Origin of the sequence: Pseudarthrobacter sp. SL88 (assembly GCF_026672455.1) — a bacterium.
Classification (GTDB): domain Bacteria; phylum Actinomycetota; class Actinomycetes; order Actinomycetales; family Micrococcaceae; genus Arthrobacter.
In genome coordinates this window covers 2,382,282-2,408,569 of record NZ_JAPPRD010000001.1, presented here as the reverse complement: position 1 = coordinate 2,408,569, position 26,288 = coordinate 2,382,282, and the positions used below count along the sequence as shown (strand labels likewise).

Below are 26,288 nucleotides of genomic sequence, written 5' to 3'. Positions count from 1 at the left end.
AAAGGGCGGGACGGCATGACTCCACAGTTTGTGGTTCACGCCGTCCCGCCTTTTTCGCTTGCCGGTGACGCCGCCGGGCTGGTGCAGGACTCGGAACGGCTCCTGGACGGCACCGAGCTGCGCCGGGCCCGCGCCATGGAGCCCGCGGCCGGCCACCGGTTCCTGGCCTCCCGACTGGCCCAGCGCCGGTTCGCCGCTGACCTGCTGGGCCTGGCCGAAACCAGCCTGGACGCCTGCTATAGCTGCCCGCAGTGCGGCGCCGGCGCGGACCTCAGCCACGGCAGGCCCGGCTACTCCTACCGGGGCACCCGGCTGCCGCTGGCACTGAGCCTCTCCAGGGCCGCCGGCTGGACCCTCCTTGCCGCCGTTCAGGACGCTGGGCCGGACGTGCGCCTCGGCGTGGACATCGAGGACCCGGCCCACACCGACTTCAGCGGATTTGCCGGGCTGGCACTGACCACCGCTGAACACCGGGACATCCGGACCGTGCCGCCGGAAGGCCGGCCGGCCGCCCAGGCGAAACTGTGGGCCCGGAAAGAGGCGTGGCTGAAAATGACCGGCGACGGGCTCCGTACATCGCCCTCGTCCCTGGACGTGCGCGAACTGCCGGGCCTGAGGGACCTTGCCCCCGCGGAAACCGGGCTGCCCGCGCAGTTGGCGGCCGCCGTCGCGCTTTCCCTGACGCCCGGACGCCCTTAGGCAGCACCGGAACGGGGCGTCAGCCTGCCGGCAGCGGCGGCAGGAGTTCCTCATACAGCCACGGGTGCAGCAGCGCCTCGGTGTCGATGGCGGTGGCACGGTCCACGGCCATGATGAAGTCATGGGTGCTGACCGAGCCGTGCCGGTGGGTGGCGGTCCACTCCTGCAGCAGCGCAAAGAAGGCGAGATCACCTACTGCCACGCGGACGGCGTGCACGGCCAGGGCGCCCCGCTTGTAAACCCGGTCATCGAACATATGCTGCGGCCCCGGATCGCCCACCAGAAGGTCCTGCGCATCGGCCTTCAGCCCGCGCCACGCGGCGCCAGCCCGGGCGGCGACTGACATCACGCCGGCTTCCTCGGACCAGATCCATTCGGCATAGCAGGCGAAGCCCTCGTGGAGCCAGATGTCCTGCCAGCTGGCGGCTGTCACGGAGTTTCCGAACCACTGATGCGAGAGCTCGTGGGCGATCAGCCGCTGCGACTCCCAGTCCGCCGTCAAATGGTTGGGGCCGAGGATGGACAGCCCCTGGGCTTCAAGCGGGATCTCCAGCTCGTCCTCGGTGACCACCACCGTGTGCCCGGCGAACGGGTAGGGCCCAAAGCAGCTGCTGAACGTCCGCATCATGGCCGGCTGCAGGGCCAGCCCGGCGCGTGCCTGGTCGGCGAGTGCGGGGGAGACGGCGACGGACTGCGGCACCTGTGGTCCGGAGCGCCCGGTGTCCAGTTCCAGCAGGCCGTACCGGCCGATCTGTACGGTGGCAAGGTACGCGGGCATGGGCTCAGCCTGCTCGTACACCCAGGTTTCCCGGCTGGACCGGGTGGTGCGCGACTGCAGCACTCCGTTGCAGACGGCGCGGTAGTTCGCGTCGGTAGTCACCGTGAACCTGTAGCTGGCCTTGTCGCGGGGATGGTCGTTGCAGGGAAACCAGGATGGTGCGCCGTTGGGCTGCCCGGCCACCAGCACGCCGTCGGTCAGTTCTTCCCAGCCCACTTCGCCCCATAGGCCCCGCCGCGGCGACGGGTTGCCCCCGTAGCGGACTTCGATGGTGAAGGGCTCGTCCGCCTGGAGGGGAGCCGGGGTTGAGGCCACCAGCTGCCCGGCGCGCTGGTTGAACCGCAGTGCCCTGCCGCCATTGAGCTGGACCTTGGTGGCGCGGAGCCCCACCAGGTCAAGAACAATGGCCGACGTCGCCACGCAGGCGACGCCGTGCAGCACCGCCCTGCCGCTCAGGCGGTTGCTGGCCACGCGGTAGTCCAGGTCCAGTTCGTAGCGTTCCACCCGGTAGGCGTTGGTGCCCGCGCCCGGCATGTAGGGATCGGGAGCCGCACCGCTGGACGCGGCCACGTTGCCGCGGGCGGCTGATGCTGGAGAACTCATGGCGACCTTCGGTTGCTAGGCAGACGGTGTTGCGGGGCCGTTCCACGGGCTGACCGGGTTGCCCATCCAGTACGTGGCGGCCGGGACGGTCTCGCCGCGCATCACCAGGGACGCGGGACCCACCGTTCCACCGGCACCCACGCTGGCCTGGGGCAGGATGACCCCGTGCGGGCCCATGGTGGCCCCGTCTTCGAGGGTAACAGCGTCAATGCTCATCACCCTGTCGTGGAACAGGTGCGTCTGCACCACGCAGCCCCGGTTGACGGTGGCGTTCCGGCCGAGGGTCACCAGGTCCGCCTCGGGCAGCCAGTAGCTTTCGCACCACGTGCCCGTCCCGATCTTCGCCCCGAGGGCACGCAGCCACCAGACCAGTGCCGGGGTGCCGGACGCGGCGCGGGCGAACCATGGTGCACTGACCAGTTCGATGAAGCTGTCCACCACTTCGTTGCGCCAGATGAACGAGCTCCAGAGGGGGTGCTCGCCGGCCCGGATCCGTCCCACCAGGATCCATTTGGCGGCAACGGCGGAGAACGCGGCCACGAAACCGGCCAGCAGCATGACGACGCCGCTGAGCAGGGCTGCCACCCCATAGTTGAAGGTGGCGGCCAACCAGTCGAAGACCAGCATGGCGCCGCCGGCAATACCCACGGTGAGCATGACGGGCAGGAACCTGCACAGCTCCCACAGCGTCCTGGCGACCCTGAGCTTCAGCGGGGGCTGGAAGGTGCGGGTGTCGTCGGAGGCGATCGCTGTGCGGCGGAGGCGGACCGGCGGACTGCCCAGCCAGGACGTGCCGGATTTGGCCTTGGCCGGCGTTGCGGAGAGGACCGCGACCAGCGAGTTCTTGGGGACGTTCCGGCCCGCTGCGGTCATGCCGGAGTTGCCCAGGAAGGACCGTTTGCCGATCTTGGCCGGGGCCACGCGCAGCCACCCGCCATCCAGCTCGTAGGAGGCTACCATGGTGTCGTCCGCCAGGAAGGCACCTTCGCCCACGGTGGTCATCTTGGGGATCAGCAGCACCGTGGAGGCCTCCACGTTCTTGCCGATTTTTGCTCCCAGCAGGCGCAGCCACACCGGCGTGAAGAGGCTGGCATAGATGGGGAACAGCAGGTCCCTGGCAAGGTCGAGGACGCGTTCGGTGGCCCAGATCTGCCAGCCCACCCTGCTGCGGACCCGGTGGTAGCCCTCGGTGATGCCAACGCTGAGAAGCCGGGTTGCGGCAAGGATGAGGAGGGCATTGGCCGCGAACCAGGTGAGCGCAGCCGGCGCGAGCGCGAGCAGGAGCCTCGGCAGCGCGCCGCTGAGGGAGGTGCCGCCCTGGATGAACAGGTATGCCACCCAGGCGGCCGCCGCCGCGGACACGAAGGGCAGCAGGGACAGTACTGCCGAGGCAAGCGCGAATCCGCCGAACCAGGCTTTGGCTGCCACGGGGCCCAGGACCGGCGCTGCAGGAGCGGAATGCTTGGCTTTGCCCTGCCGGCGGGCGGGCGAGCCGGCCACCAGCTGCCCGGCCTTGACCTTCCCGGAGACCGCTGAGCCCGCGTCCACTTGCGCCCCTGCGCCGATGGACGTTCCGGGCATCAGCGTGCTGCGGGCGCCCACCGAGGCGCCGGCACCGATCCGGACCGCGCCGATGTGCACGTGATCGCCGTCGATCCACCACCCGGACAAATCCACCTCCGGCTCCACGTTGGCGCCCCGGCCCAGCGTGAGCAGCCCTGTCACCGGCGGCAGCGAGTGCAGCTGGACGTCCCGGCCGATCTTCGCGCCGAGAGCCCGGGCGTAGTAGGGCACCCACGCTGCGCTTCCCAGGCTGATGGCGCCGGCCAGGTCCTGGATCTGCTCTGCCAGCCAGAGCCGGAGGTGGACACGGCCGGAACGCGGATACGTGCCGGGCCTGACACCTCGGAGCAGGATCCGCGCGGCGGCCACCGCCAGCAGCATCCGTCCTGCCGGGCTGACGAACACCAGCCACGAGGCCGCCACCCACCACCATGACACGGTGGGAGCTGCGGCGAACCCGGCAGCGCCTGCCAGCAGGTTGTTGGCTGCCATGAGGTAGGTCAGCCAGCGCATGCCCACCAGGATGTGCAGTGGAACGCCCATCAGTGTCTGGAACACCTGGGATTTGCGGGCGGTGGGCCGCACGGTGCGGTCCTTTGCCGGGCCAAAGGACCCATCGGGCCGTGACTGCCGTGCCAGCTCCACCAGCGCCCCCACCCGGGGTGTGGCGTAGATGTCGGCGACGGTGATGGTGGGGTAGCGGACCCGGAGGGCGGAGACCAGCTGCGCCGCGGACAGGGATCCGCCGCCGTACGCGAAGAAGTCCGCGTCGAGGGATGTCACCGGACTGCCCAGGATGCTGCTCCATTGCTCCACGATCCAGGTGGCGTCCCCGGGGAGGTTCAGGGGAGCAGCGTCCGCCTCCGCAGCACCGGCACCGGCGAGCGGCCACGGCAGCGCATGCCTGTCCACCTTCCCGCTGGTCTTGGTGGGCAGCGAATCCACCACCGTGAGGAGGGGCACCAACGCAGCCGGCAGGCTTTCTGCCAGGCGCCCGCGTGCCTCAGCCAGGTCCAGGTCTTCACCGGCAACAGGTGCCAGGTAGCCCACCAGGATCTGGTTCCCCGCCGCCGTCGTCTGCACCGCGGCGGCCGCGCCGGCAACCCCGGGCAGCGACTGCATGGCGGAGTCGATTTCGCCCAGTTCGATCCGGCGGCCGCCCAGTTTGACCTGCTCGTCGGCCCGGCCCTGGAATATGAGGCCCGCCTGCTCGAAGCGGACAAGGTCGCCGGAGCGGTAGGCGCGGTCCCAGCCCAGGCTGGGCATGGGAGCGTACTTTTCGGCGTCCTTGGCGGGGTCAAGGTACCGGGCCAGCCCGACGCCGCCGATGATCAGCTCACCCGTCCCGCCTTCGGCCACCGGAATGCCGCGGGCGTCGACGACGGCGAGGTCCCAGCCGTCCAGGGGCAGGCCAATCCGCACGGGGCCGGAACCTGCCAGGGGGGCTGCGCAGGCCACTACTGTCGCTTCGGTGGGGCCATAGGTATTCCAGACCTCGCGGCCTTCCACGGCAAGGCGCTCCGCCAGTTCGGGCGGGCAGGCCTCCCCGCCGAAGATGAGCAGGCGGACGTTTTCCAGGGATTCGGCGGGCCAGAGTGCCGCGAGGGTGGGCACGGTGGAAACGGCGGTGATGCCGTGGTTGATCAGCCAGGGGCCAAGGTCCATGCCTGTCCGCACCAGGGCGCGTGGTGCGGGGACCAGGCAGGCGCCGTGCCGCCAGGCAAGCCACATCTCTTCGCAGGAGGCGTCGAAGGCCACGGAGAGCCCCGCCAATACCCGGTCCTGGGGTCCCAGGGGATCGCCGTGCAGGAAGATCCTTGCCTCCGCGTCCACGAACGCGGCGGCCGAACGGTGCCGGACCGCAACGCCCTTGGGTGTTCCGGTGGAGCCGGAAGTGAAAATGATCCAGGCATCGTCATCCGGCACAGGTGGGCGTGCGCCCGCAAAGGGCCCTGGGCGGCGGCCTCCCGCCGTGCCGGGCCTGATCACCTGCCCGCCTTCCAGGACGGCGGCGACCTTGGCCTCGTCAAAAACCAGCCGTGCCCGTTCGTCGGGATCGTCCGCGTCAACCGGGACGTAGGCGGCGCCCACCAGCAGGACGGCCAGGATCGACACATACAGCTCGTTGGTGCCCGAAGGAATCCGCACGCCGATCCGGTCGCCGGCACCGAGGCCCGCCCGGTGGAGGCGGCGCCCGGCAGACCGTACTTCGTCGATGAGCTGGGCGTAACTAAGGGACACACGGCCGTCGTCGAGCGCCGAGGCATCGGGGAACCGGGCAGCGGAGTCCTGGAGGATATCAATCAGCGTCCGGACGGGCGGGGCGGCCGGAGACCCCGGGAACTGCGGCGCGTGCGTGCCCTGAGACTGGGCCGAACCCGGGGTTGAAGCCCCTTCCGGCAGCGATCCGGGCGAGCCATCGGCCTGCAAACCGCCGGATGCATGGGGAACGGCCGGCGTGGCGCCGGAATGGATATCCCCAAGGGGGACCTGCTGCTGAGTCACCCGGGCATTTTGCCCCGGCAAAGTGAACAACAGGTGTCCGGCGCGCCGGGTTCCGCCAGCCGGGGGACCGGCAGTTCACCGCACGTTCAGACAGGGTGGCCCGGCCTCAGGGAACCAGCACCACCTTGCCAGTGGTGCGGCGGCCTTCGAGGTCCCGGTGTGCCTGCTCTGCCTGGGACAGCGGGTAGCGCGCGCCGACGCGGACCTTGAGGGTGCCGTCGGCCGCGGCTGCGAATATTTCGCCCGAGCGCCACCGCCGCTCGGCGGCATCCTGGAGGTAGTGCCCCATGGTGGGCCGGGTCAGGAACAGCGAGCCGCCGGCATTGAGGCGCTGCGGATCCACCGGCGGGACGGGGCCGGACGCAGCGCCGAAGAGCACCAGGGTTCCGCGGATCCGAAGGGCCTCCAGCGAGCCGTCGAACGTGTCCTTGCCAACGCCGTCGTAGACCACTTCCGCGCCGGTGCCGCCGGTAATCCCGCGGACCCGCGCCGCAAAGCCCTCGTACCGCAGCACGTGGTCAGCGCCCGCTTCACGGGCCAGCTGTTCCTTTTCGTCGGTGGACACGGTGGTGATGACCTGGGCGCCGCGGGCCTTCAGCAGTTGGATGAGGAGAAGCCCCACGCCGCCGGCGCCGGCATGCAGCAGGACGGTGTGGCCGGGTTCCACCTTGAAGGTGGAGTTCATCAGGTAATGGGCCGTCATGCCCTGCAGGGGGAGGGCTGCTGCGGTGAAGTCATCCAGCCCGGCGGGCACCGGGAGCGCGGCGTCTTCATCCACCAGCGCATACTCCGCGTAACAGTTGACGCCCTCGGCCGTGGCAACGCGGTCCCCGGCGGTAAACGAGGTCACCCCGTCACCCACGGCCTCCACTGTGCCCGCGGCTTCGGAACCGGGGATGAAGGGGTACTGGACCTTGTAGACACCGCCCCGCTTGTAGGTATCTATGAAGTTGACCCCGGCCGCTCCGACCTTGACCAGCAACTGTCCGGGGCCCGGGACCGGCCGGTCAATCTCCGTGTACTCGAGGACTTCCGGTCCGCCTGCCTGGCGTGCGACGATTGCGTGCGTCATTGCTTCCCTTTCCCGGGCCGGCGTCTCCGGCCTCCGGCTGCTCCAACCATCCTAAGGATTCCCTTGGATCCCGGGCCTTCGAATGCTCCACAACCACCGCATGCATAAGTATCGGCGTCTATGCATAACTATTGCTGTATAGTCGGATCATGACTATTTCTGTTGCAGTGTCGGGCGCCAGCGGCTACGCGGGCGGGGAAGTGCTCCGCATCCTTGCCGGGCACCCGGACGTCACGATCGGTGCCATCACCGCCCACAGCAACGCCGGCTCGCGGCTCGGCGAGCTGCAGCCGCACCTGCACGGGCTAGCCAGCCGCATCCTGGAGGACACCACCGTGGAGAACCTCTCCGGCCACGACGTCGTCTTCCTTGCCCTGCCTCACGGCGCGTCCTCCGAAATTGCCGCGCAGCTGCCCAAGGGCACCGTGGTGATCGACGCCGGCGCAGACCACCGTCTCGAAGACCCCGCAGCGTGGGAGAAGTTCTACGGCTCGGCCCACGCCGGCACCTGGCCCTACGGCCTCCCGGAGCTGCCGGGCCAGCGCGAGGCACTCAAAGGCGCCACCCGCATCGCCGTGCCGGGCTGCTACCCGACGTCCGCGCTGCTCGCCCTGACCCCGGGGTTCGCCGCAAACCTCCTGGAGCCCGACGACGTCGTCATCGTTTCCGCGTCCGGCACCTCCGGCGCGGGCAAGGCCGCCAAGGTTAATCTGATCGGCGCCGAAGTCATGGGCTCCATGAGCCCCTACGGCGTGGGCGGCGGCCACCGGCACACACCGGAGATCGAGCAGGGCCTGTCCAACGCGGCGGGCGAGCAGGTCACTGTTTCCTTCACGCCCACCCTGGCTCCGATGAGCCGCGGCATCCTGACCACTGCCACCGCCAAGGTGAAGCCGCAGGCGCTGAACAGCGCCACCGCAGAGCGGCTGCGGCAGGCCTGGGCTGATGCCTACGACGACGAACCGTTCGTCCACCTGCTGCCTGAAGGCCAGTGGCCCGGCACGAAGTCGGTCCAGGGCTCCAACCACGCCGCCATGCAACTGGCCTTTGACCCCCACACCGGCCGGGTCATTGTCACCTGCGTGATCGACAACCTCACCAAGGGCACTGCCGGCGGTGCCGTGCAGTCCATGAACATCGCACTCGGCCTGCCGGAAACCGCCGGCCTCAACCTGCAGGGAGTAGCCCCGTGACCATTACCGCACCCCAGGGATTCCGGGCCGCCGGCGTCACCGCCGGGCTGAAGGCCTCCGGAAACCCGGACCTCGCCCTGGTGGTCAATGACGGACCCTCCAAGGCCGCAGCCGCAGTCTTCACCAGCAACCGCGTGGCAGCGGCCCCCGTGCACTGGTCCCGCCAGGTCGTATCCGACGGCCGCGTGGACGCCGTCATCCTGAACTCCGGTGGCGCCAACGCCTGCACCGGACCCACCGGGTTCCAGAACACCCACAGCACCGCCGAGAAAGTGGCCGACGTGCTGGGCATCTCGGCCACCGACGTCTTCGTCTGCTCCACCGGCCTGATTGGCGAGCAGCTTCCCATGGACAAGATCCTTCCCGGTGTCGAGGCCGCGGCTGCTGCCCTCAGCGCCGACGGCGGCCCGGACGCCGGCACCGCCATCATGACCACGGACAGCGTCCCCAAGTCCGCGCTGTTCATCGGCACCGACGCGGACGGCCAGGAATTCACCATCGGCGGGATCGCCAAGGGCGCCGGCATGCTGGCGCCGGGGCTGGCCACTATGCTGGTGGTCCTCACCACGGATGCCGCCGTCGAACCCGAAATGCTCGACGTCGTCCTCCGCGACGCCACCCGCGTCACCTTTGACCGCGCCGACTCCGACGGCTGCATGTCCACGAACGACACCGTGGTCCTGCTCGCCTCGGGCGCCTCCGGTGCGGTGCCGGCAGCGGAGGCGTTTGGTGCCGGCCTGACGCAGGTCTGCGCCGAGCTCGCCCGCAAGCTGATCGGCGACGCCGAAGGCGCCAGCCACGACATCGCCATCCGGACGTTCAACGCCGCCAGCGAAGCGGACGCTGAAACCGTCAGCCGCTCCGTGGCCCGGTCCAACCTGTTCAAGGCTGCCATTTTCGGCAAGGATCCGAACTGGGGCCGCGTGCTGTCCGCGGTTGGCACCACAGACGCCGTCTTCGAAGCAGACAAGCTCAACGTGGCCATGAACGGCATCCAGATCTGCCGCAACGGCAGCATCGGTGACGACCGGGGCCTCGTGGACCTGGAACCGCGTGAAGTCCTGGTGGAAATCGATCTGCAGGCCGGAGACGCCGAGGCAACCATCTGGACCAACGACCTCACCCACGACTACGTGCACGAAAACAGCGCCTACTCAAGCTAGGCGCTGAACGTTGCCAGCACGTTTGCCTACTTTTGCGGAAGAGACAGCATGAACACCCAGACGCGTGAGACCACCAGCATGTCCGACGCCCAGGACAAGGCTGCGACCCTGATCGAAGCCCTTCCCTGGATCCAGCGGTTCGCCGGCACCACCATGGTGATCAAGTACGGCGGCAACGCGATGGTCAACGACGAACTCCGCCGGGCCTTCGCCGAGGACATCGTCTTCCTGCACCATGTAGGCATCCATCCCGTGGTGGTCCATGGCGGCGGCCCACAGATCAACGCCATGCTGGGCCGGCTGGGCATCGAATCCGAATTCAAGGGCGGCCTCCGCGTCACCACCCCGGAAGCGATGGATGTGGTCCGCATGGTCCTCACCGGCCAGGTGGGCAGGGAACTGGTGGGCCTCATCAACTCCCACGGCCCCTACGCAGTGGGCATGTCCGGCGAAGACGGCGGCCTGCTGCGCGCCGTCCGCACCGGGACCGTGGTGGACGGCGAAGATGTGGACCTCGGGCTGGTAGGCGAGGTGGTCGGCGTCGACCCCGCAGGCATCGTGGACATCCTCGGCGCCGGACGCATCCCGGTCATCTCCACCGTTGCTCCCGAAATCGTCGACGGCGGCGACGGCGTTCCCGGCGCTGCGCGCTTCCAGCCCACCGGCCAGGTCCTGAACGTCAACGCGGACACCGCAGCCGCGGCTGTGGCGTCCGCCCTCGGCGCTTCGAAACTGGTGATCCTGACCGACGTCGAAGGCCTCTACGCCAACTGGCCGGACAAGTCCTCGCTGATCTCCTCGCTCACGGCGACGGAACTGCGGGACATGCTGCCCAGCCTCGAGTCGGGCATGATCCCCAAGATGGCCGCCTGCCTCAAGGCCATCGACGAGGGCGTGGAGCGGGCACACATCGTGGACGGGCGGCTGCCCCACTCAATGCTTCTGGAAACTTTCACCACCGCGGGCATCGGCACCCAGGTAGTCCCGGACGAGGAGACAAACGCATGAATACCGTTGAGAAGCCCTCAGTAACTGAGCTGGTCGAAACCCAGGGCCACGCCGGCTCGGAATGGCTGTCCCGCTACTCCACGTCGCTCATGGGCGTGTTCGGCGCCCCGCAACGCGTCCTGGTCCGTGGTTCCGGCTGCCTCGTGTGGGACGCCGACGGCAAGGAATACCTGGACCTGCTCGGCGGTATCGCCGTCAACGCCCTCGGCCATGCCCACCCGTTCGTCACCTCCGTGATTTCCAGCCAGCTGGCCACCCTGGGCCACGTGTCCAACTTCTTCACCAGCCCCACGCAGGTTGCGCTGGCCGAAAAGCTGCTGGACCTGGCCGCAGCACCTGCCGGGTCCAAGGTGTTCTTCAGCAACTCCGGCACCGAAGCCAACGAGGCAGCCTTCAAGCTGGCCCGCCGCAACACCGGCAGCGGCGACACCAAGCGCACCAAAATCATCGCCCTCGAGGGGGCCTTCCACGGCCGGACCATGGGCGCCCTCGCCCTGACGGCCAAGGAGGCCTACCGGGCACCCTTCGAGCCGCTGCCCGGCGGCGTGGTGCACATCCCCTTCGGGGACATCGCCGCCCTCGAAGCCGCCGTGGACGGGACCGTCGCCGCAGTGTTCCTGGAACCCATCCAGGGCGAGGCCGGTGTGCGGCCCCTGCCACCCGGCTACCTGAAGGCCGCGCGTGAAGCCACCACCAAGGCCGGGGCGCTGCTGATCCTCGACGAGGTCCAGACCGGCATCGGCCGCACGGGCAAGTGGTTCGCCAGCTCCGACGCCGGCATCGTCCCCGATGCCATCACCCTGGCCAAGGGACTGGGCGGTGGATTCCCCATCGGCGCCCTGCTCACGTTCGGTGAGCAGACGTCGTCGCTGTTGGCCGCCGGCCAGCATGGCACCACCTTCGGCGGCAATCCGGTAGCGACGGCGGCGGCCCTCGCCACCCTGCACGCCCTGGAAAGCCAGCACGTGCTGGCGAACGTCGCCGCGGTGGGGGAGCACCTGCGCTCCGCGCTGGCAGCCATTCCCGGCGTCACGGAGGTCCGGGGCGAAGGCCTGCTGATCGGCTTCGACCTTGACGCCGACGTCGCACCTGCGGTCGTGCAGGCAGGACTTGACGCCGGATTCATCGTCAACAGCCCCGGCCCGCGCACCATCCGCCTGGCGCCGCCGCTGATCCTCACCACGGCCCAGGCCGACACCTTCCTCGCCGCCTTCCCGGCAATCCTCCAAGCAGCTAAGGACGCCCAGTGACCGTTGCAACCACCCGGCACTTCCTCAAGGACACCGACCTCAGCCCCGCCGAGCAGGCGGAAGTGCTGGAGCTCGCTGCCCGCATGAAGGCCGCGCCGTACAGTGTCCAGCCGTTCGCCGCCGAGGGCAGCGGACGCAAAACTGTTGCCGTCATCTTCGACAAGACCTCCACCCGCACCCGGGTTTCCTTCGCCACCGGCATCGCCGACATGGGCGGCAACGCCTTGATCATCAACCCGGGCGAGGCACAGATCGGCCACAAGGAATCCGTGGAGGACACGGCCAAGGTCCTGGAACGGATGGTCTCCACCATCGTCTGGCGCACCGGCGCCCACTCCGGCCTCGTGGCGATGGCCGAAAACTCCAGGGTTCCGGTCATCAACGCCCTGTGCGACGACTACCACCCCTGCCAGCTCCTCGCAGACCTGCTGGCCGTCAAGGAACGCAAGGGCGACCTGAAGGGCCTCACCATGAGCTACCTGGGGGACGCCGCCAACAACATGGCCAACTCCTACCTGCTGGCCGGCGTCACCGCAGGCATGCACGTCCGGATCGCCGGCCCCGAAGGGTACCTGCCGGCCGCGGAGATCGTGGCCGCCGCGGAAGAACGCGCGGCCGAAACGGGAGGCTCGGTGCTCATCACCACCGATGCAAAGGAAGCCCTGCAGGGTGCTGACGTCGTAGCCACCGATACCTGGGTCTCGATGGGCCAGGAAGCCGAGAAGGAAGCCAGGCTCCAGCTGTTCCGCGACTACTCCGTGGACGGGGACGCCATGGCACTCGCCGCGGAAGACGCCGTCGTACTCCACTGCCTCCCCGCCTACCGCGGCTACGAAATCTCCGCCGGCGTCATTGACGGCCCGCAGTCGATCGTCTGGGACGAGGCCGAGAACCGGCTCCACGCCCAGAAGGCACTCATGGCGTGGCTGATGCACCGGTCCGGCCTGGCCTTCGTGGACGGGCTGGCTCCCGTTGAAGGTACCGGGGAGAGCACGTTCTAGTGTCCACCAACCCGGCGGCACCGGGCTCCAGCCCGGCCACCAAAACTGCCCGGCTGGCGCGCATCACTGCCATCCTCACGGGCCAGTCGGTGCGGTCGCAGGCCGAGCTTGCGGCCCTGCTGGCGGACGACGGCGTGCAGGTCACCCAGGCAACCCTGTCCCGGGACCTTGTGGAACTCGGCGCCGTCCGCGTCCGCGGCAAGGAAGGCGCCCTGGTCTACGCCGTACCGGCCGAGGGCGGGGAACGGTCGGCGCGCAGCGGCGTGAGCCAGGAGATCCTGGACGCCAGGCTCGCCAGGCTGTGCAGCGAACTGCTGGTCACGGCCGAAGCGTCCGCCAACCTGGTGGTCCTGCGGACCCCGCCCGGGGCCGCGAATTTCCTGGCCCTGGCGATTGACCACTCGGTGATGCCGTCCATCCTGGGCACCATCGCCGGCGACGATACCGTCCTGCTGGTCTCCCGCGACCCGCTGGGCGGACCGGACCTCGCAGCGCGCTTCCTGCAGCTGGCCGAGGACGCCGGGCAATAAGCTTGAAGACAATCAACCAACCAACCCCAACAAGGAGCATCTGAAGTGACTGAACGCATTGTGCTTGCCTACTCCGGCGGCCTGGACACGTCCGTAGCCATCGGCTGGATCGGTGAAGCCACCGGTGCAGAGGTCATCGCCGTGGCCGTCGACGTCGGACAGGGCGGCGAGTCCCTCGAGACCATCCGCCAGCGTGCCCTCGGCTGCGGCGCCGTGGAAGCCTACGTCGCCGACGCCCGTGACGAATTCGCCAACGAATACGCCATGCCCACGCTGAAGGCCAACGCCCTCTACCAGGGCCACTACCCGCTGGTCTCCGCCATCTCCCGCCCCGTCATCGTCAAGCACCTGGTCAAGGCTGCGCGCGAATTCGGCGCCACCACCGTGGCCCACGGCTGCACCGGCAAGGGCAACGACCAGGTCCGCTTCGAAGTGGGTATCCAGACCCTCGGACCGGACCTGAAATGCATCGCCCCCGTCCGCGACCTCGCGCTGACCCGCGACAAGGCCATTGCCTTCGCCGAGGAAAAGGGCCTGCCGATCGAGACCACGAAGAAGAACCCGTACTCGATCGACCAGAACGTCTGGGGACGCGCCGTCGAAACCGGCTACCTCGAGGACATCTGGAACGCCCCCACCAAGGACATCTACGACTACACCGCCACCCCGGAATTCCCGCCGGCACCGGATGAGGTCACCATCTCCTTCCAGGCCGGTGTCCCGGTAGCGATCGACGGCGTCAAGGTCACCCCGCTGCAGGCCATCCAGGAACTGAACCGCCGTGCAGGTGCCCAGGGCGTTGGCCGGATCGACGTCGTGGAAGACCGGCTCGTCGGCATCAAGTCCCGCGAGATCTACGAGGCCCCCGGTGCCATGGCCCTGATCACCGCTCACAAGCACCTCGAAGACATCACTGTTGAGCGCGAGCAGGCCCGCTTCAAGGCAACCGTTGGCCAGCGCTGGGCCGAGCTGGTGTACGACGGACAGTGGTTCTCCCCGCTCAAGCGCTCCCTCGACGCGTTTATCGAAGACACCCAGAAGTACGTCTCCGGCGACATCCGCATGGTGCTCCACGGCGGCCAGGCCATCGTCAACGGCCGCCGCTCAGACACCTCGCTCTACGACTTCGACCTCGCCACCTACGACACCGGCGACACCTTCGACCAGTCCATGGCGCGCGGCTTCATCGAACTGTTTGGCATGTCCTCCAAGGTCGCCTCGGGCCGCGACCTGCGGGTCGCAGGCGAGTAGCTTCCGTGGCTGAGCCAAAAGCAGAAGCAACCAACACCGGTGCACTGTGGGGCGGCCGGTTCGCCGGCGGCCCCGCGGATGCACTGGCCGCGCTGAGCAAGTCCACGCACTTTGACTGGCGGCTGGCCCGCTACGACATCGCCGGGTCCAAGGCGCACGCCCGCGTGCTGCACAAGGCCGGGCTGCTGGATGCTGCCGAGCTCGACGGCATGCTCGCCGCGCTCACGCAGCTGGACGAGGACGTTGCCTCGGGCGCCTACCTGCCCGCGGAATCCGACGAGGACGTCCACGGCTCGCTGGAACGCGGACTGATCGAACGCGCCGGCGCCCAGCTGGGCGGCAAGCTCCGCGCCGGCCGGTCACGCAACGACCAGGTGGCAACCCTGGGCCGGATGTTCCTGCGCGACCACGCACGCATCATTGCCCGGGGTGTCCTGGCCACCATTGATGCGTTGGTGGAACAGGCAAAGGCCCACCAGGGCGTGGCCATGCCCGGCCGCACCCACCTGCAGCACGCCCAGCCGGTCCTGCTCAGCCACCACCTGCTGGCCCACGCCTGGCCGCTGCTGCGCGATGTCCAGCGGCTCCTGGACTGGGACAAGCGTGCCGGTGTCTCGCCGTACGGTTCCGGCGCACTGGCCGGATCTTCCCTCGGGCTCGATCCGGAGGCCGTGGCAGCGGACCTCGGCTTCTTCTCGGCCGCGCACAACTCGATTGACGGCACCGCCGCCCGCGATGTCTTCGCCGAGTTTGCCTGGGTCTGCTCCATGATCGGCGTGGACCTGTCCCGGATCTCCGAGGAAGTCATCTTCTGGGCCACCAAGGAGTTCTCCTTCGTCACGCTGCATGATTCCTACTCCACGGGGTCCTCGATCATGCCGCAGAAGAAGAACCCGGACGTGGCCGAGCTGGCGCGCGGCAAGGCAGGGCGCCTGATCGGCAACCTGACCGGCCTGCTGGCAACGCTCAAGGGCCTGCCGCTCGCGTACAACCGCGACCTGCAGGAGGACAAGGAACCGGTGTTCGACGCCGCAGACACCCTGGAGCTGCTGCTCCCGGCAGTGTCCGGCATGATCGCCACCCTTAAGTTCAACCGGGAGCGGATGGAGTCACTGGCCCCGCAGGGCTTCGCGCTGGCCACGGACATCGCCGAATGGCTGGTCCGTCAGGGCGTGCCCTTCCGCGAGGCGCACGAACTGTCCGGCGCAGCGGTCAAGCAGGCAGAATCCCGCGGCGTTGAGCTGTGGGACCTGACCGACGAAGAGTACGCGGCCATCTCGGAGCACCTCACCCCTGAGGTCCGCACCGTCCTGTCCACCGAGGGGTCGCTCAACAGCCGCAACTCGCAGGGCGGAACGGCACCGGCCGCCGTCGAACGCCAGTTGGCCGCCCTCGAACGCGAGCTTGCCGGCGTGCGAGAGTACGCCGGATAAGGCTTCAACGCCCGCTCCCTTCTGGCGGCTCTCACGCCGACGCCCGCTCACTTTCTTCGCGAAAGTGAGCGGGCGTTGCCGTTTAAGGGCCAACAAATGAGCAGGCGTTGGACTTTCAGCGGGACCGCCCCGTTAGCATGGCGCCATGAGCGAAACCTTCCGCACTTTCCTCCGCGCCCTCCCGGACTTCCCGGCCAGCCTTCCGGAGTTCGACCCCGCCACGGCACCGCAGGACCCCGCCGAACTCTTCAGGCAGTGGCTGGACGAGGCCCTGGCAGCGGGCGAACCGCAGCCACACGCCTTCAGCCTCGCGACGGTCGGCGAGGATTCCGGCGGCAGGCAGCAGCCGTCGTCGCGCATGCTGATCCTGAAGAACATCGACGACGACGGCTGGCACTTCGCCACGTCCCGCGCGTCCCGCAAAGGCAGGGAATTGGCCGCTGCACCGCAGGCGGCGATGAACTTCTACTGGCCGTCCCAGGGCCGCCAGGTCCGGGTGGCCGGTCCGGTGGCCGAACTGTCGGCTGAGGCGTCCGCCCGTGACTGGGCGGACCGCCCGCGCAGCGACGGCAGCAGCAACCCGGGCTGGCAGCTGTACGCCGTCCAGCCGACGGAGTACGAGTTCTGGCAGGCCAGCAACGACCGCCAGCATGTGCGGCACAGGCTGGGCCGGAACGGCACACCCGCGGACTAGGATGAGCCCCATGACAGCTCCCGCACCGGATACCCTGCTTCCCGCGCTCCACAAGGCCGCCGGCGACCTCACCACCGACGTCGCCAAACTCACGGACGGGGACGTGAAGGCTCCGTCCGCGCTTCCCGGGTGGAGCCGCGGCCACGTCCTGGCGCACCTCACCGGAATCTCCAACGCGATGGCCCGGCAGCTGGAGTACGCAGCCCGCGGAGAGACGGTGGAACTGTACGACGGCGGCATGGACGGCCGGAACCGGGCCATCGACATGGCGGCCGGCCACGACGCCGCCATCCACCAGGCTGACCTGTCCACCGCCATTGACCGGGCGCTGCGGGCATTCGATGCCCTCCCGGGGGTCAAGGATTCGTCCGCCAACCGCAACGGATGGTGGGCTCCCATTGCCTACCGCGGGGGAGTGGTACTCGACGGCGGGCTTGCCCTGTGGCGCGAACTCACCATCCACAACGCGGACCTGCTCACCGGCAGGGGACCCGAAACCTGGGGCAGGGACTTCTGCGGCCACCTCTTCGAATTCCTCGAACCGAGGGTGCAGCCCGGAGACAAACTGCTCCTGCAACCCCTCGGACTGCCGCCGGTCTCCCTGGGCAGCGGCAACCGGTCCACCGTGGTCAACGGCATGCTCACCGACCTCGCCGCCTGGCTGGCCGGCCGGGAACCCACCCTCGGCAGCCTCCGCGCGTCGGCCAACGCTGACGGCACGGACCTTCCGGAGCTGCTGCCCTGGCCAGCCGCCACCCCGGCCACCAAGTAGAAGCCGGGACGCCAGGTGGCGTCCGCCGGGGTCAGGCGGCTTCGCGCGCGAGCAGGCTTTCCTTGACCTGCAGGCCCCAGCGGAACCCGCCCAGGCTGCCATCCGTGCGGATCACCCGGTGGCACGGAACGAACAGGGCCGCGGCGTTGAAGGCACAGGCACTGGCCGCCGCCCGGACGGCTTTGGCGTTGCCCGCCAGCGCCGCGTACTCGGTGTACGTCACCGGGAAACCGGGTTTGACCTCCCGCAGGACATCCCAGGCATGGGAGCGGAAAGGCCCTGAACGCTGCAGGACGGGGACGGCCATGGCCGGTGCGGGGTCGCCGCTGTAGAAGGCATCGACGGCGGCCGAAATCGCACCGAGGCCGGTCACCTCTTCGAACGATGCGGGGAGCAGGGCGGGGTGGATCTGCCCGGTCAGGCCGGCGGGCCCGGAGGTCCATCCGGATGCCAGCACCACGCCGTCGCTGGCGAGGATGGTGAACGGGCCGTCCGGGGTGGACATTTCCAGCAGTTGGGCTTTCATGGCATCACTTTCACGGGTGCGGGGGTGCCGCGTCGGTCGATGGGCTGTCGGGGTTTGGCCGCGGCGCGCCAGAGGTGCATCGTCGCGTAGGAGCGCCACGGGCTGACCTCGCGGAAGTCTGGCGCGGCGGCATCTCCACCGGCATCTCCGCCGGGGGCAAGGGCCCGTATTCCGTTGCGGACGGCTGCATCGTTGGCCAGGAAGATGTCGGGAGCGCCCAGGACGCGCATGGCCACATAGCCCACCGTCCAGGGCCCGACGCCGGGCAGCGGCAGCAGTGCCGCGGTGAGGCTTGCGAGGTCGTCGCCGTAGCCGAACTGGAGCTGGCCGTCAGCCATGGCTGAGGCAGCGTGCAGGAGGGATTCGGTCCGCCGGCGGGGGCCGCGCAGCAGGTGTCCCGCTGCCGCGGTTTCCGCGGGCGAGGGAAACAGCCGGTCCAGTCCTTCTGCGGGAGAACTGCTGGGGCTGCCTGCGGCGGACAGTTGGGTCAGCGCCGTGCGGGCCGCGGCCACCGTGATCTGCTGGCCCACCATTGCGCGGACCAGCAGTTCCTGCGGATCGAGGGCGCCGGGCATCCGGATTCCCGGTGTTTCGGCTACCGCCGCCGCGAGCCTCCGGTCCACGCCGAGGGTGCTGTCGATCGCCTCCGGGTCGGCGTCCAGGTCGAACAGCCGCCGGACCCGGCTCAGCAGTGCGGGGAGGTCGCGCAGGTCCACCGCACCGACGGTGAGTGTCAGCGGCCGCCCCCGGGCGCCGTCGTCGTACGCCACAGTAAACCGGGCATCGCCGTGGGGAAGGCGCAGCGTCCGGGCGTAGGAGGTAGGTGTTCCCACCTCGATGCCGGGAATGGCGCGCACGGCCAGGAAGGAGAAGATGCCCGGATCAAAGGGCCGCCGGTACGGAAGGCTGAGGCTCAGGGCCGTGGTTCCGCCGGCAGGAGTGCCTGGCCGTGCGGTGGCCCGGAGGGCGGATGGCGTCATGGCGAAGACCTCCGCCACCGTTTCGTTGAACTGCCGCACGCTGCTGAAGCCCGCGGCAAACGCAATGTCGGCCAGCTTCATGCCCGTCGAGACCAAAAGCGTCCGGGCGGTCTGTGCGCGTCCCGCCCGGGCCAGGGACAGGGGACCGGCGCCCAGTTCGTGGGTCAGGATCCTGTTCAGCTGCCGCGAGGAGTACCCCAACCGGGCGGCGAGGCCCTCCACGCCGTCGCGGTTGATCACGCCGTCGTTGATCAGGCGCATGGCCCGGCCGGCGACGTCCTGGCGGATATTCCACGCCGGCGTGCCGGGCACAGCCTCCGGGAGGCAGCGCTTGCAGGCCCGGTAGCCGGCGTCGTGCGCCGCAGCGGACGTTTCGTAGAACGTCACGTTCGAGGCTTTGGGTGTCCGCGCCGGGCAGGACGGGCGGCAGTAGATGCCGGTGGACCGGACAGCCGTGAAGAACTGCCCGTCGAAGCGGGTGTCCCGCGCATCGATTGCACGGTAGCGCTGCCAAAAGTCCATTCCTCCATCCTGCCAGCCGCAGGCGGCCTTCACTAGCGGAAATCGGACACCTCCGTGGAGCCCGGCCCGCCGCGGTGTTCCGGTAAGTTTCGCGGGATATGGGTAGGGTCGGGCCATGAATGAATATCCGTCGACGGCGGGGCGGCCGCTGCGGGAAATCCTCACGGGAGACGCGCGGGAGCTGGCCCCGCTCCTGCTGGGGGCCGTGCTCACCCACGAGTCCCGCGAGGGGCCAGTGTCCGTCCGGCTCACCGAGGTGGAGGCCTACCTGGGACCCGAGGACTCGCTGCACCCGGATCCGGGGTCGCACACCTTCCACGGCCAAACCCCGCGGAACGCCCCCATGTTCGGGCCGGCCGGGCACCTGTACGTCTACTTCACCTACGGAATGCACCATTGCACCAATATCGTCTGCGGGCCCGAAGGCGTTGCCTCCGCCCTGTTGCTGCGGGCCGGCGAAATCGTGGAGGGCGTTGGCCTTGCGCAGCTCCGGCGGCCCACGTCGAAGACGCCCGCGGACCTTGCCCGGGGCCCGGCCCGGCTCGCCAAGGCGCTGGGACTGACGACGGCGGACAGCGGCCGGGATGCCCTGGCCGCGCCGTTCCGGCTGGTGCTTCCGTCCGGGCCGGCGACGGAGCTCAGTTCCGGTCCCCGTGTGGGCGTATCCGGTGCCGGCGGTTCCGACGAGTATGCCTGGCGTTTCTGGCTAACGGGCGACCCCACGGTCTCCGCATACAAGGCGGCCCAGCCGCGGTCCAGGGCGCGAAAGCCTCCCGTGTCCGGGAGCGCCGGGTTTCACAAGCGTTAACGGAAATGGTTGTAGAATGGACGGTCTGTCTTGCGCGATAGGGGAACGTTAAATGCTCGACGCCGATTTGGCCCACGAACGTGAGTATGTAGCCGGCCTGTATGCCCGGCTGGAAGAGCTCCGTGAGGAGAAGCGCCGGCAGCTGTCACAGGTGCGCCGGTCCGGTGCCGTGGGCACCATGCAGAACGTCTCCGAGCGCGACGCGTTCGCGGCACTGTACGAAGACCGCCTGGCGCAGCTGGACGCCGTCGACGACCGCCTGGTCTTCGGCCGCCTGGACCTGGACTCCGGCGAAGAGCAGTACATCGGCCGGATCGGCCTCACCACCGAGGACCTGCAGCGGCTCATGGTGGACTGGCGTGCCCCCGAAGCCGGGCATTTCTACCAGGCCACCGCCTTCGACCGGCAGGGTGTCCGCCGGCGCCGCCACCTGATCCTGCAGGGCCGCGAGGTCAAAGCCATTGAAGACGACGTGCTGGATGCCTCGATGCTCTCGGACGACGAATCCCTGCAGGGCGAGGGCGCCCTGCTGGCCGCGCTGAACTCCAAGCGGACCGGCCGGATGTCGGACATCGTGAGCACCATCCAGTCCGAGCAGGACCGGATCATCCGTTCCTCCATCTCGGGCGCCCTGGTGGTGCAGGGTGGCCCCGGTACGGGCAAGACCGCCGTGGCGCTGCACCGTGCCGCCTACCTGCTGTACACCCACCGGGACCGGCTCAAGAGTGCAGGCGTGCTGCTGGTGGGCCCGTCGTCGTCGTTCATGAAGTACATCGAACGCGTGCTGCCCTCGCTGGGCGAGACCGGCGTCGTGATGGCCAGCGTGGGCCGCCTGATGCCTGGAATCCATGCGGTCCCCGAAGCCGACCCGGACGTTGCCGCCATTAAGGGCCGCCTGGACATGGCGAAGATCGTGGCCAACGCCGTCTCCAACCGCCAGCGGACTCCTGCAGCCAACCGCATCCTTGAAGTGGACGGCCGCAAACTGACCCTGACGCCGCGGCAGGTCCGCCGCGCACGCGAGCGGGCGCGTTCCACCGGGAAGCCGCACAACGAGGCCCGCGTGACGTTCGTCAAGATCCTGCTGCGCGAACTCACGGAACAGCTCACCGACATGATCGAGGCGGACAACATCGGCAACAATGCCGACCGCTCGTACTTGGCCGAAGACGTCCGCACCGCCCGGGATGTGCGGATCGCCCTGAACCTGTGCTGGATGCCCATGACGCCGGAGAAGCTGATCTCCGAGCTGTTCAGCAAGCCCGCCATCCTTGAGTTCTGCACCCCGCTCCTTACCCCGGCGGAGCGGGAACTGCTGCGGCGGCCGGCGGACGCCCAGTGGACCGAAGCGGACGTGCCGCTGCTGGACGAGGCAGCCGAGCTGCTCGGCGAGCTCGACCCCGCCGCCGGGCGGGGCCTTGCCCAGCAGGAACACGACCGTGCCCGGGACGTCGCCAACGCCAAGCAGACCCTCGAAAACATGCAGATGGCGGGCGTGGACCCGCTGATGTCGGCTGAGGAACTGGCAGAGCAAAACCGTGAACAGGAAACCCGGCAGACGGCCGCGGAGCGTGCCACCAGCGACCGCACCTGGGCGTTCGGACACATCGTGGTTGACGAAGCGCAGGAACTGTCGCCCATGCAGTGGCGGCTCCTCGTCCGGCGGTGCCCGCTGAAGTCCTTCACCATCGTGGGGGACATTGCCCAGACCAGTTCCGTGGCCGGCGCCAACTCCTGGCAGGGCGCCCTGGCCCCGATGTTCGGTGAACGGTGGCAGCTCGAGGAGCTGACCGTCAACTACCGCACCCCGTCCCAGATCGCCGAGGCCGCGGTCCGGATGGCAAACGCCGCCGGCCTGGTGGTGTCCGCTCCCAAGGCCGTCCGCGAGGGCCGCTGGTCGCCCATCGTTGACGAAGTGGAGGCGGGAGCGGTGGTCAGCCGCCTCGTCGAGGTCCTTCCGGAGGAGCTGGAAGCGCTCGACGGCGGCCTGCTCGCCGTGATTGCCGACGGTGAGCTGCTGCCTGCCGCGACGTCCGCGCTGCGTTCGGCCTACGGGCGCCGCATCGGCACCGGTGCAGGCAGTTACGAGCAGGACATTGTGGTCATCAGCCCCCGCGAAGCGAAAGGCCTGGAGTTCGACGGGGTGGTGGTTCTGGAACCGTCCACCATGCTGAACCACGAGCACGGCAAGGTGGGGGACCTGTACGTGGCCATGACCCGCGCCACGCAGCGCCTGCGGCTGATCGCGGCGCAGCCCGTCCCGGCCGGCATCGTCCGCTGATCCGGGCGCTGCGATACTGCTAACTTAGAAGGCGTGCCAGACATCAACAGCCTCGAAACGCAACAGAACGACCCCACCTTCGCCAACATTTGGCAGGAGCTGAAGTGGCGTGGCCTGGTCCACGTCTCCACCGACGAAGCCGAACTTGAGAAGCTCCTCGCCGGCGGACCGGTCACGTACTATTGCGGCTTCGACCCCACCGCGCCCAGCCTGCACCTGGGCAACCTGGTCCAGCTGCTGGTCATGCGGCGGCTGCAGCTCGCCGGGCACAAGCCGCTTGGCCTTGTGGGAGGCTCCACGGGCATGATCGGCGATCCCCGTCCGACGGCGGAGCGGACGCTGAACACCAAGGACACCGTGGCGGAATGGGTCGGGTACCTCCAGGCCCAGGTCCGGCGTTTCCTCAGCTTCGAGGGCGACAACGCCGCCCGGATGGTGAACAACCTGGACTGGACTGCGCCGCTGAGCGCCATCGACTTCCTGCGCGAAGTAGGCAAGCACTTCCGCGTAGGCACCATGCTGCGCAAGGACGCCGTTGCGTCCCGCCTCAGCTCGGACGAGGGCATCAGCTACACGGAGTTCAGCTACCAGATCCTCCAGGGCATGGACTACTTGCAGCTCTACCGTGATTACGCCTGCATGCTGCAGACCGGCGGTTCGGACCAGTGGGGCAACCTGACGAGCGGCACCGAGCTTATCCGCAAGGTGGAGGGCAAGAGCGTCCACGCCATGGGAACGCCGCTGATCACCAATTCGGACGGAACCAAATTCGGCAAGAGTGAAGGGAACGCCATCTGGCTTGATGCCGGCATGTGCAGCCCCTACGCCTTCTACCAGTTCTGGCTCAACACGGCAGATGCCGACGTTGTGGACCGGCTCAAGGTGTTCACCTTCCTCACCCGTTCGGAGATCGAGGACATTGCCACGGCCGTCGCCGAGCGTCCCTTCGCCCGTGAGGGCCAGCGGAAGCTCGCCTTCGAAGTGACCTCGCTGGTACACGGCGTTGATGCCACTGAGAAGGTCATTGCCGCATCAGCTGCCCTTTTTGGTAACGGTGACCTTGCCGCCCTGGACAAGCAGACCCTCCAGGCGGCCACTTCCGAGCTCCCCACCGCCACGGTGCAGGTGGACGCGCTGGGAATTGTGGACCTGTTGGTGGCGTCCGGCCTTTCGGAAAGCAAATCGGCAGCCCGGCGCACTGTGGGTGAGGGCGGCGCCTACGTCAACAACGAAAAGGTGCTGGACCCGGAAACGGTCATTGCTGAATCAGAACTCCTCCACGGGCAGTACCTCCTGCTCCGCCGGGGCAAGAAGAACCTGGCAACGGTGGAAGTGCTGGTCCCGTAGCGGGGGAGGGAAACCTACCACCTGCACGCCTCTCTGTGGCCGATTTGCGCGGCCACGGAGGGGCGTGTATTGTTTTCTGAGTCGCCGCCGCTGAGTGGTGACAAACCCCCAACCGATATTGAGAAGCAATTCTTGGCCATGCGGTGCATGGAATGAAGAAATGCTTCACTTTTGGCTGGGCGGATTCAGTTCCGCAGGGTGAATGCCGGGAAAACAACCGGATTTGCAAAAGTGAAACTGAATGAAATAAGATTGAAGCATCGCAGCGAAGAAATACGGAATAGATATTCATTGCTAAATGAATTGTTTCGGGAATATTCGAATGTGTCTGTTGTTTGAGAACTCAATAGTGTGCCAAGTTTGTTGATACCAATTTATTGTATTGAATTGGTTGAATTTGCTGTGCCGCCACCCCGTGGTTGGCATGGTGTTTTTGGCTGGTTTCAAATTTTGTGCATCCATTTTGTCCCGTTATTTCCGGGGTTGGTGGGTGTGTCTGTTTGTTTTCAACGGAGAGTTTGATCCTGGCTCAGGATGAACGCTGGCGGCGTGCTTAACACATGCAAGTCGAACGATGAACCTCACTTGTGGGGGGATTAGTGGCGAACGGGTGAGTAACACGTGAGTAACCTGCCCTTGACTCTGGGATAAGCCTGGGAAACTGGGTCTAATACCGGATATGACTGATCATCGCATGGTGGTTGGTGGAAAGCTTTTGCGGTTTTGGATGGACTCGCGGCCTATCAGCTTGTTGGTGGGGTAATGGCCTACCAAGGCGACGACGGGTAGCCGGCCTGAGAGGGTGACCGGCCACACTGGGACTGAGACACGGCCCAGACTCCTACGGGAGGCAGCAGTGGGGAATATTGCACAATGGGCGGAAGCCTGATGCAGCGACGCCGCGTGAGGGATGACGGCCTTCGGGTTGTAAACCTCTTTCAGTAGGGAAGAAGCGTAAGTGACGGTACCTGCAGAAGAAGCGCCGGCTAACTACGTGCCAGCAGCCGCGGTAATACGTAGGGCGCAAGCGTTATCCGGAATTATTGGGCGTAAAGAGCTCGTAGGCGGTTTGTCGCGTCTGCCGTGAAAGTCCGGGGCTCAACTCCGGATCTGCGGTGGGTACGGGCAGACTAGAGTGATGTAGGGGAGACTGGAATTCCTGGTGTAGCGGTGAAATGCGCAGATATCAGGAGGAACACCGATGGCGAAGGCAGGTCTCTGGGCATTAACTGACGCTGAGGAGCGAAAGCATGGGGAGCGAACAGGATTAGATACCCTGGTAGTCCATGCCGTAAACGTTGGGCACTAGGTGTGGGGGACATTCCACGTTTTCCGCGCCGTAGCTAACGCATTAAGTGCCCCGCCTGGGGAGTACGGCCGCAAGGCTAAAACTCAAAGGAATTGACGGGGGCCCGCACAAGCGGCGGAGCATGCGGATTAATTCGATGCAACGCGAAGAACCTTACCAAGGCTTGACATGAACCGGAAACGCCTGGAAACAGGTGCCCCACTTGTGGTCGGTTTACAGGTGGTGCATGGTTGTCGTCAGCTCGTGTCGTGAGATGTTGGGTTAAGTCCCGCAACGAGCGCAACCCTCGTTCTATGTTGCCAGCACGTGATGGTGGGGACTCATAGGAGACTGCCGGGGTCAACTCGGAGGAAGGTGGGGACGACGTCAAATCATCATGCCCCTTATGTCTTGGGCTTCACGCATGCTACAATGGCCGGTACAAAGGGTTGCGATACTGTGAGGTGGAGCTAATCCCAAAAAGCCGGTCTCAGTTCGGATTGGGGTCTGCAACTCGACCCCATGAAGTCGGAGTCGCTAGTAATCGCAGATCAGCAACGCTGCGGTGAATACGTTCCCGGGCCTTGTACACACCGCCCGTCAAGTCACGAAAGTTGGTAACACCCGAAGCCGGTGGCCTAACCCCTTGTGGGGGGAGCCGTCGAAGGTGGGACTGGCGATTGGGACTAAGTCGTAACAAGGTAGCCGTACCGGAAGGTGCGGCTGGATCACCTCCTTTCTAAGGAGCACCTACAGCTTTCTGTCCTGGATGTATGTCCGGTGGTGGGGGTTGTCAGGAGTAATGCCCGTTGCACGGACGAATGTTTCGTGGCGGGTGCTCAAGGGTGGAATATCAACAAATAGGTGCCTGGTGGCACGGACCGTTTGCTAGTACGGACTGATCTCTTCGGAGTTGGTCCTGGAACGTTCGGTGGTCTGGTCTGCTGGGTAGTGTTTGGCACACTGTTGGGTCCTGAGGCAACAGGACCGGGGAGGGCCCTTGGGGTTCTTGTCGGTACTT

19 protein-coding genes and 1 rRNA gene are annotated in these 26,288 nt (G+C 67.5%); 15 read left to right on the top strand and 5 right to left on the bottom strand.

Annotation, left to right across the window (positions count from 1 at the left end; translation table 11 throughout):
- The first annotated feature begins 15 nt into the window (after positions 1-15).
- A complete protein-coding gene (locus OVA06_RS10945) occupies positions 16-699 on the top strand; it encodes a 4'-phosphopantetheinyl transferase family protein (protein WP_268158250.1) in 684 nt (227 codons plus the stop codon).
- A 19-nt stretch (positions 700-718) separates the two neighbouring features.
- Here the strand turns inward: OVA06_RS10945 and OVA06_RS10940 are convergent, their stop codons facing one another.
- From OVA06_RS10940 to OVA06_RS10930, 3 genes are all read right to left on the bottom strand, one after another.
- A complete protein-coding gene (locus OVA06_RS10940) occupies positions 719-2,080 on the bottom strand; it encodes a M1 family metallopeptidase (protein ID WP_268158248.1) in 1,362 nt (453 codons plus the stop codon).
- A gap of 15 nt (positions 2,081-2,095) precedes the next feature.
- Positions 2,096-6,046, bottom strand: coding sequence for a Pls/PosA family non-ribosomal peptide synthetase (locus OVA06_RS10935; RefSeq protein ID WP_268160752.1), 3,951 nt, complete (start codon positions 6,044-6,046; stop codon positions 2,096-2,098).
- Between the two features lie 208 nt (positions 6,047-6,254).
- Positions 6,255-7,220 (bottom strand): quinone oxidoreductase family protein, encoded by a 966-nt coding sequence (locus OVA06_RS10930; protein WP_268158246.1) that lies wholly within the window; start codon positions 7,218-7,220, stop codon positions 6,255-6,257.
- A gap of 149 nt (positions 7,221-7,369) precedes the next feature.
- On the opposite strand from OVA06_RS10930, the gene argC reads away from it, so the two are divergent.
- The 10 genes from argC to OVA06_RS10880 all read left to right on the top strand — a co-directional run bounded on the left by argC (position 7,370) and on the right by OVA06_RS10880 (position 17,515).
- Positions 7,370-8,413, top strand: coding sequence for an N-acetyl-gamma-glutamyl-phosphate reductase (gene argC / locus OVA06_RS10925; RefSeq protein WP_268158244.1), 1,044 nt, complete (start codon positions 7,370-7,372; stop codon positions 8,411-8,413).
- A complete protein-coding gene (argJ, locus tag OVA06_RS10920; RefSeq protein ID WP_091719379.1) occupies positions 8,410-9,576 on the top strand; it encodes a bifunctional glutamate N-acetyltransferase/amino-acid acetyltransferase ArgJ in 1,167 nt (388 codons plus the stop codon). Before argC ends, argJ begins: the two co-directional genes overlap by 4 nt.
- A gap of 48 nt (positions 9,577-9,624) precedes the next feature.
- Positions 9,625-10,584 carry an acetylglutamate kinase gene (gene argB / locus OVA06_RS10915; RefSeq protein ID WP_268158241.1) on the top strand — a complete coding sequence of 320 codons (960 nt, stop codon included), beginning with the start codon at positions 9,625-9,627 and terminating at the stop codon, positions 10,582-10,584.
- Entirely contained in the window at positions 10,581-11,834 is a 1,254-nt protein-coding gene (locus OVA06_RS10910; protein WP_268158239.1) for an acetylornithine transaminase, read from the top strand. The genes argB and OVA06_RS10910 overlap by 4 nt, the downstream gene beginning before the upstream one ends.
- On the top strand, positions 11,831-12,835 hold the full coding sequence (gene argF, locus OVA06_RS10905; protein WP_268158237.1) for an ornithine carbamoyltransferase: 1,005 nt from the start codon (positions 11,831-11,833) through the stop codon (positions 12,833-12,835). The genes OVA06_RS10910 and argF overlap by 4 nt, the downstream gene beginning before the upstream one ends.
- A complete protein-coding gene (locus tag OVA06_RS10900) occupies positions 12,835-13,365 on the top strand; it encodes an arginine repressor (RefSeq protein ID WP_268158233.1) in 531 nt (176 codons plus the stop codon). The genes argF and OVA06_RS10900 overlap by 1 nt, the downstream gene beginning before the upstream one ends.
- Before the next feature lie 45 nt (positions 13,366-13,410).
- Entirely contained in the window at positions 13,411-14,616 is a 1,206-nt protein-coding gene (locus tag OVA06_RS10895; protein WP_056083213.1) for an argininosuccinate synthase, read from the top strand.
- 5 nt (positions 14,617-14,621) lie between these two features.
- On the top strand, positions 14,622-16,049 hold the full coding sequence (gene argH / locus OVA06_RS10890; RefSeq protein ID WP_268158230.1) for an argininosuccinate lyase: 1,428 nt from the start codon (positions 14,622-14,624) through the stop codon (positions 16,047-16,049).
- Between the two features lie 145 nt (positions 16,050-16,194).
- Positions 16,195-16,743, top strand: coding sequence for a pyridoxine/pyridoxamine 5'-phosphate oxidase (locus OVA06_RS10885; protein WP_268158228.1), 549 nt, complete (start codon positions 16,195-16,197; stop codon positions 16,741-16,743).
- Between the two features lie 10 nt (positions 16,744-16,753).
- A complete protein-coding gene (locus OVA06_RS10880; RefSeq protein ID WP_261620779.1) occupies positions 16,754-17,515 on the top strand; it encodes a maleylpyruvate isomerase family mycothiol-dependent enzyme in 762 nt (253 codons plus the stop codon).
- A 31-nt stretch (positions 17,516-17,546) separates the two neighbouring features.
- Here OVA06_RS10880 and OVA06_RS10875 read toward each other — a convergent pair whose 3' ends face one another.
- Together OVA06_RS10875 and OVA06_RS10870 are read right to left on the bottom strand one after the other, a co-directional pair.
- Positions 17,547-18,041: a methylated-DNA--[protein]-cysteine S-methyltransferase gene (locus OVA06_RS10875; RefSeq protein ID WP_261620778.1), complete on the bottom strand. Its 495-nt coding sequence runs from the start codon at positions 18,039-18,041 to the stop codon at positions 17,547-17,549.
- Positions 18,038-19,543, bottom strand: coding sequence for an AlkA N-terminal domain-containing protein (locus OVA06_RS10870; protein ID WP_261620777.1), 1,506 nt, complete (start codon positions 19,541-19,543; stop codon positions 18,038-18,040). Before OVA06_RS10870 ends, OVA06_RS10875 begins: the two co-directional genes overlap by 4 nt.
- 115 nt (positions 19,544-19,658) lie before the next feature.
- On the opposite strand from OVA06_RS10870, the gene OVA06_RS10865 reads away from it, so the two are divergent.
- From OVA06_RS10865 to OVA06_RS10850, 4 genes are all read left to right on the top strand, one after another.
- The gene (locus tag OVA06_RS10865; RefSeq protein ID WP_268158224.1) at positions 19,659-20,351 is read left to right on the top strand and encodes a DNA-3-methyladenine glycosylase; all 693 of its coding nucleotides are present in this window, start codon (positions 19,659-19,661) and stop codon (positions 20,349-20,351) included.
- Between the two features lie 52 nt (positions 20,352-20,403).
- Positions 20,404-22,632, top strand: coding sequence for a HelD family protein (locus OVA06_RS10860; protein ID WP_268158222.1), 2,229 nt, complete (start codon positions 20,404-20,406; stop codon positions 22,630-22,632).
- A 33-nt stretch (positions 22,633-22,665) separates the two neighbouring features.
- Complete coding sequence (gene tyrS / locus OVA06_RS10855; RefSeq protein ID WP_056083193.1) at positions 22,666-23,979, top strand: tyrosine--tRNA ligase; 1,314 nt, start codon at positions 22,666-22,668, stop codon at positions 23,977-23,979.
- A gap of 506 nt (positions 23,980-24,485) precedes the next feature.
- Positions 24,486-26,006, top strand: a 16S ribosomal RNA gene (locus OVA06_RS10850).
- The last annotated feature ends 282 nt before the right edge of the window (positions 26,007-26,288 follow it).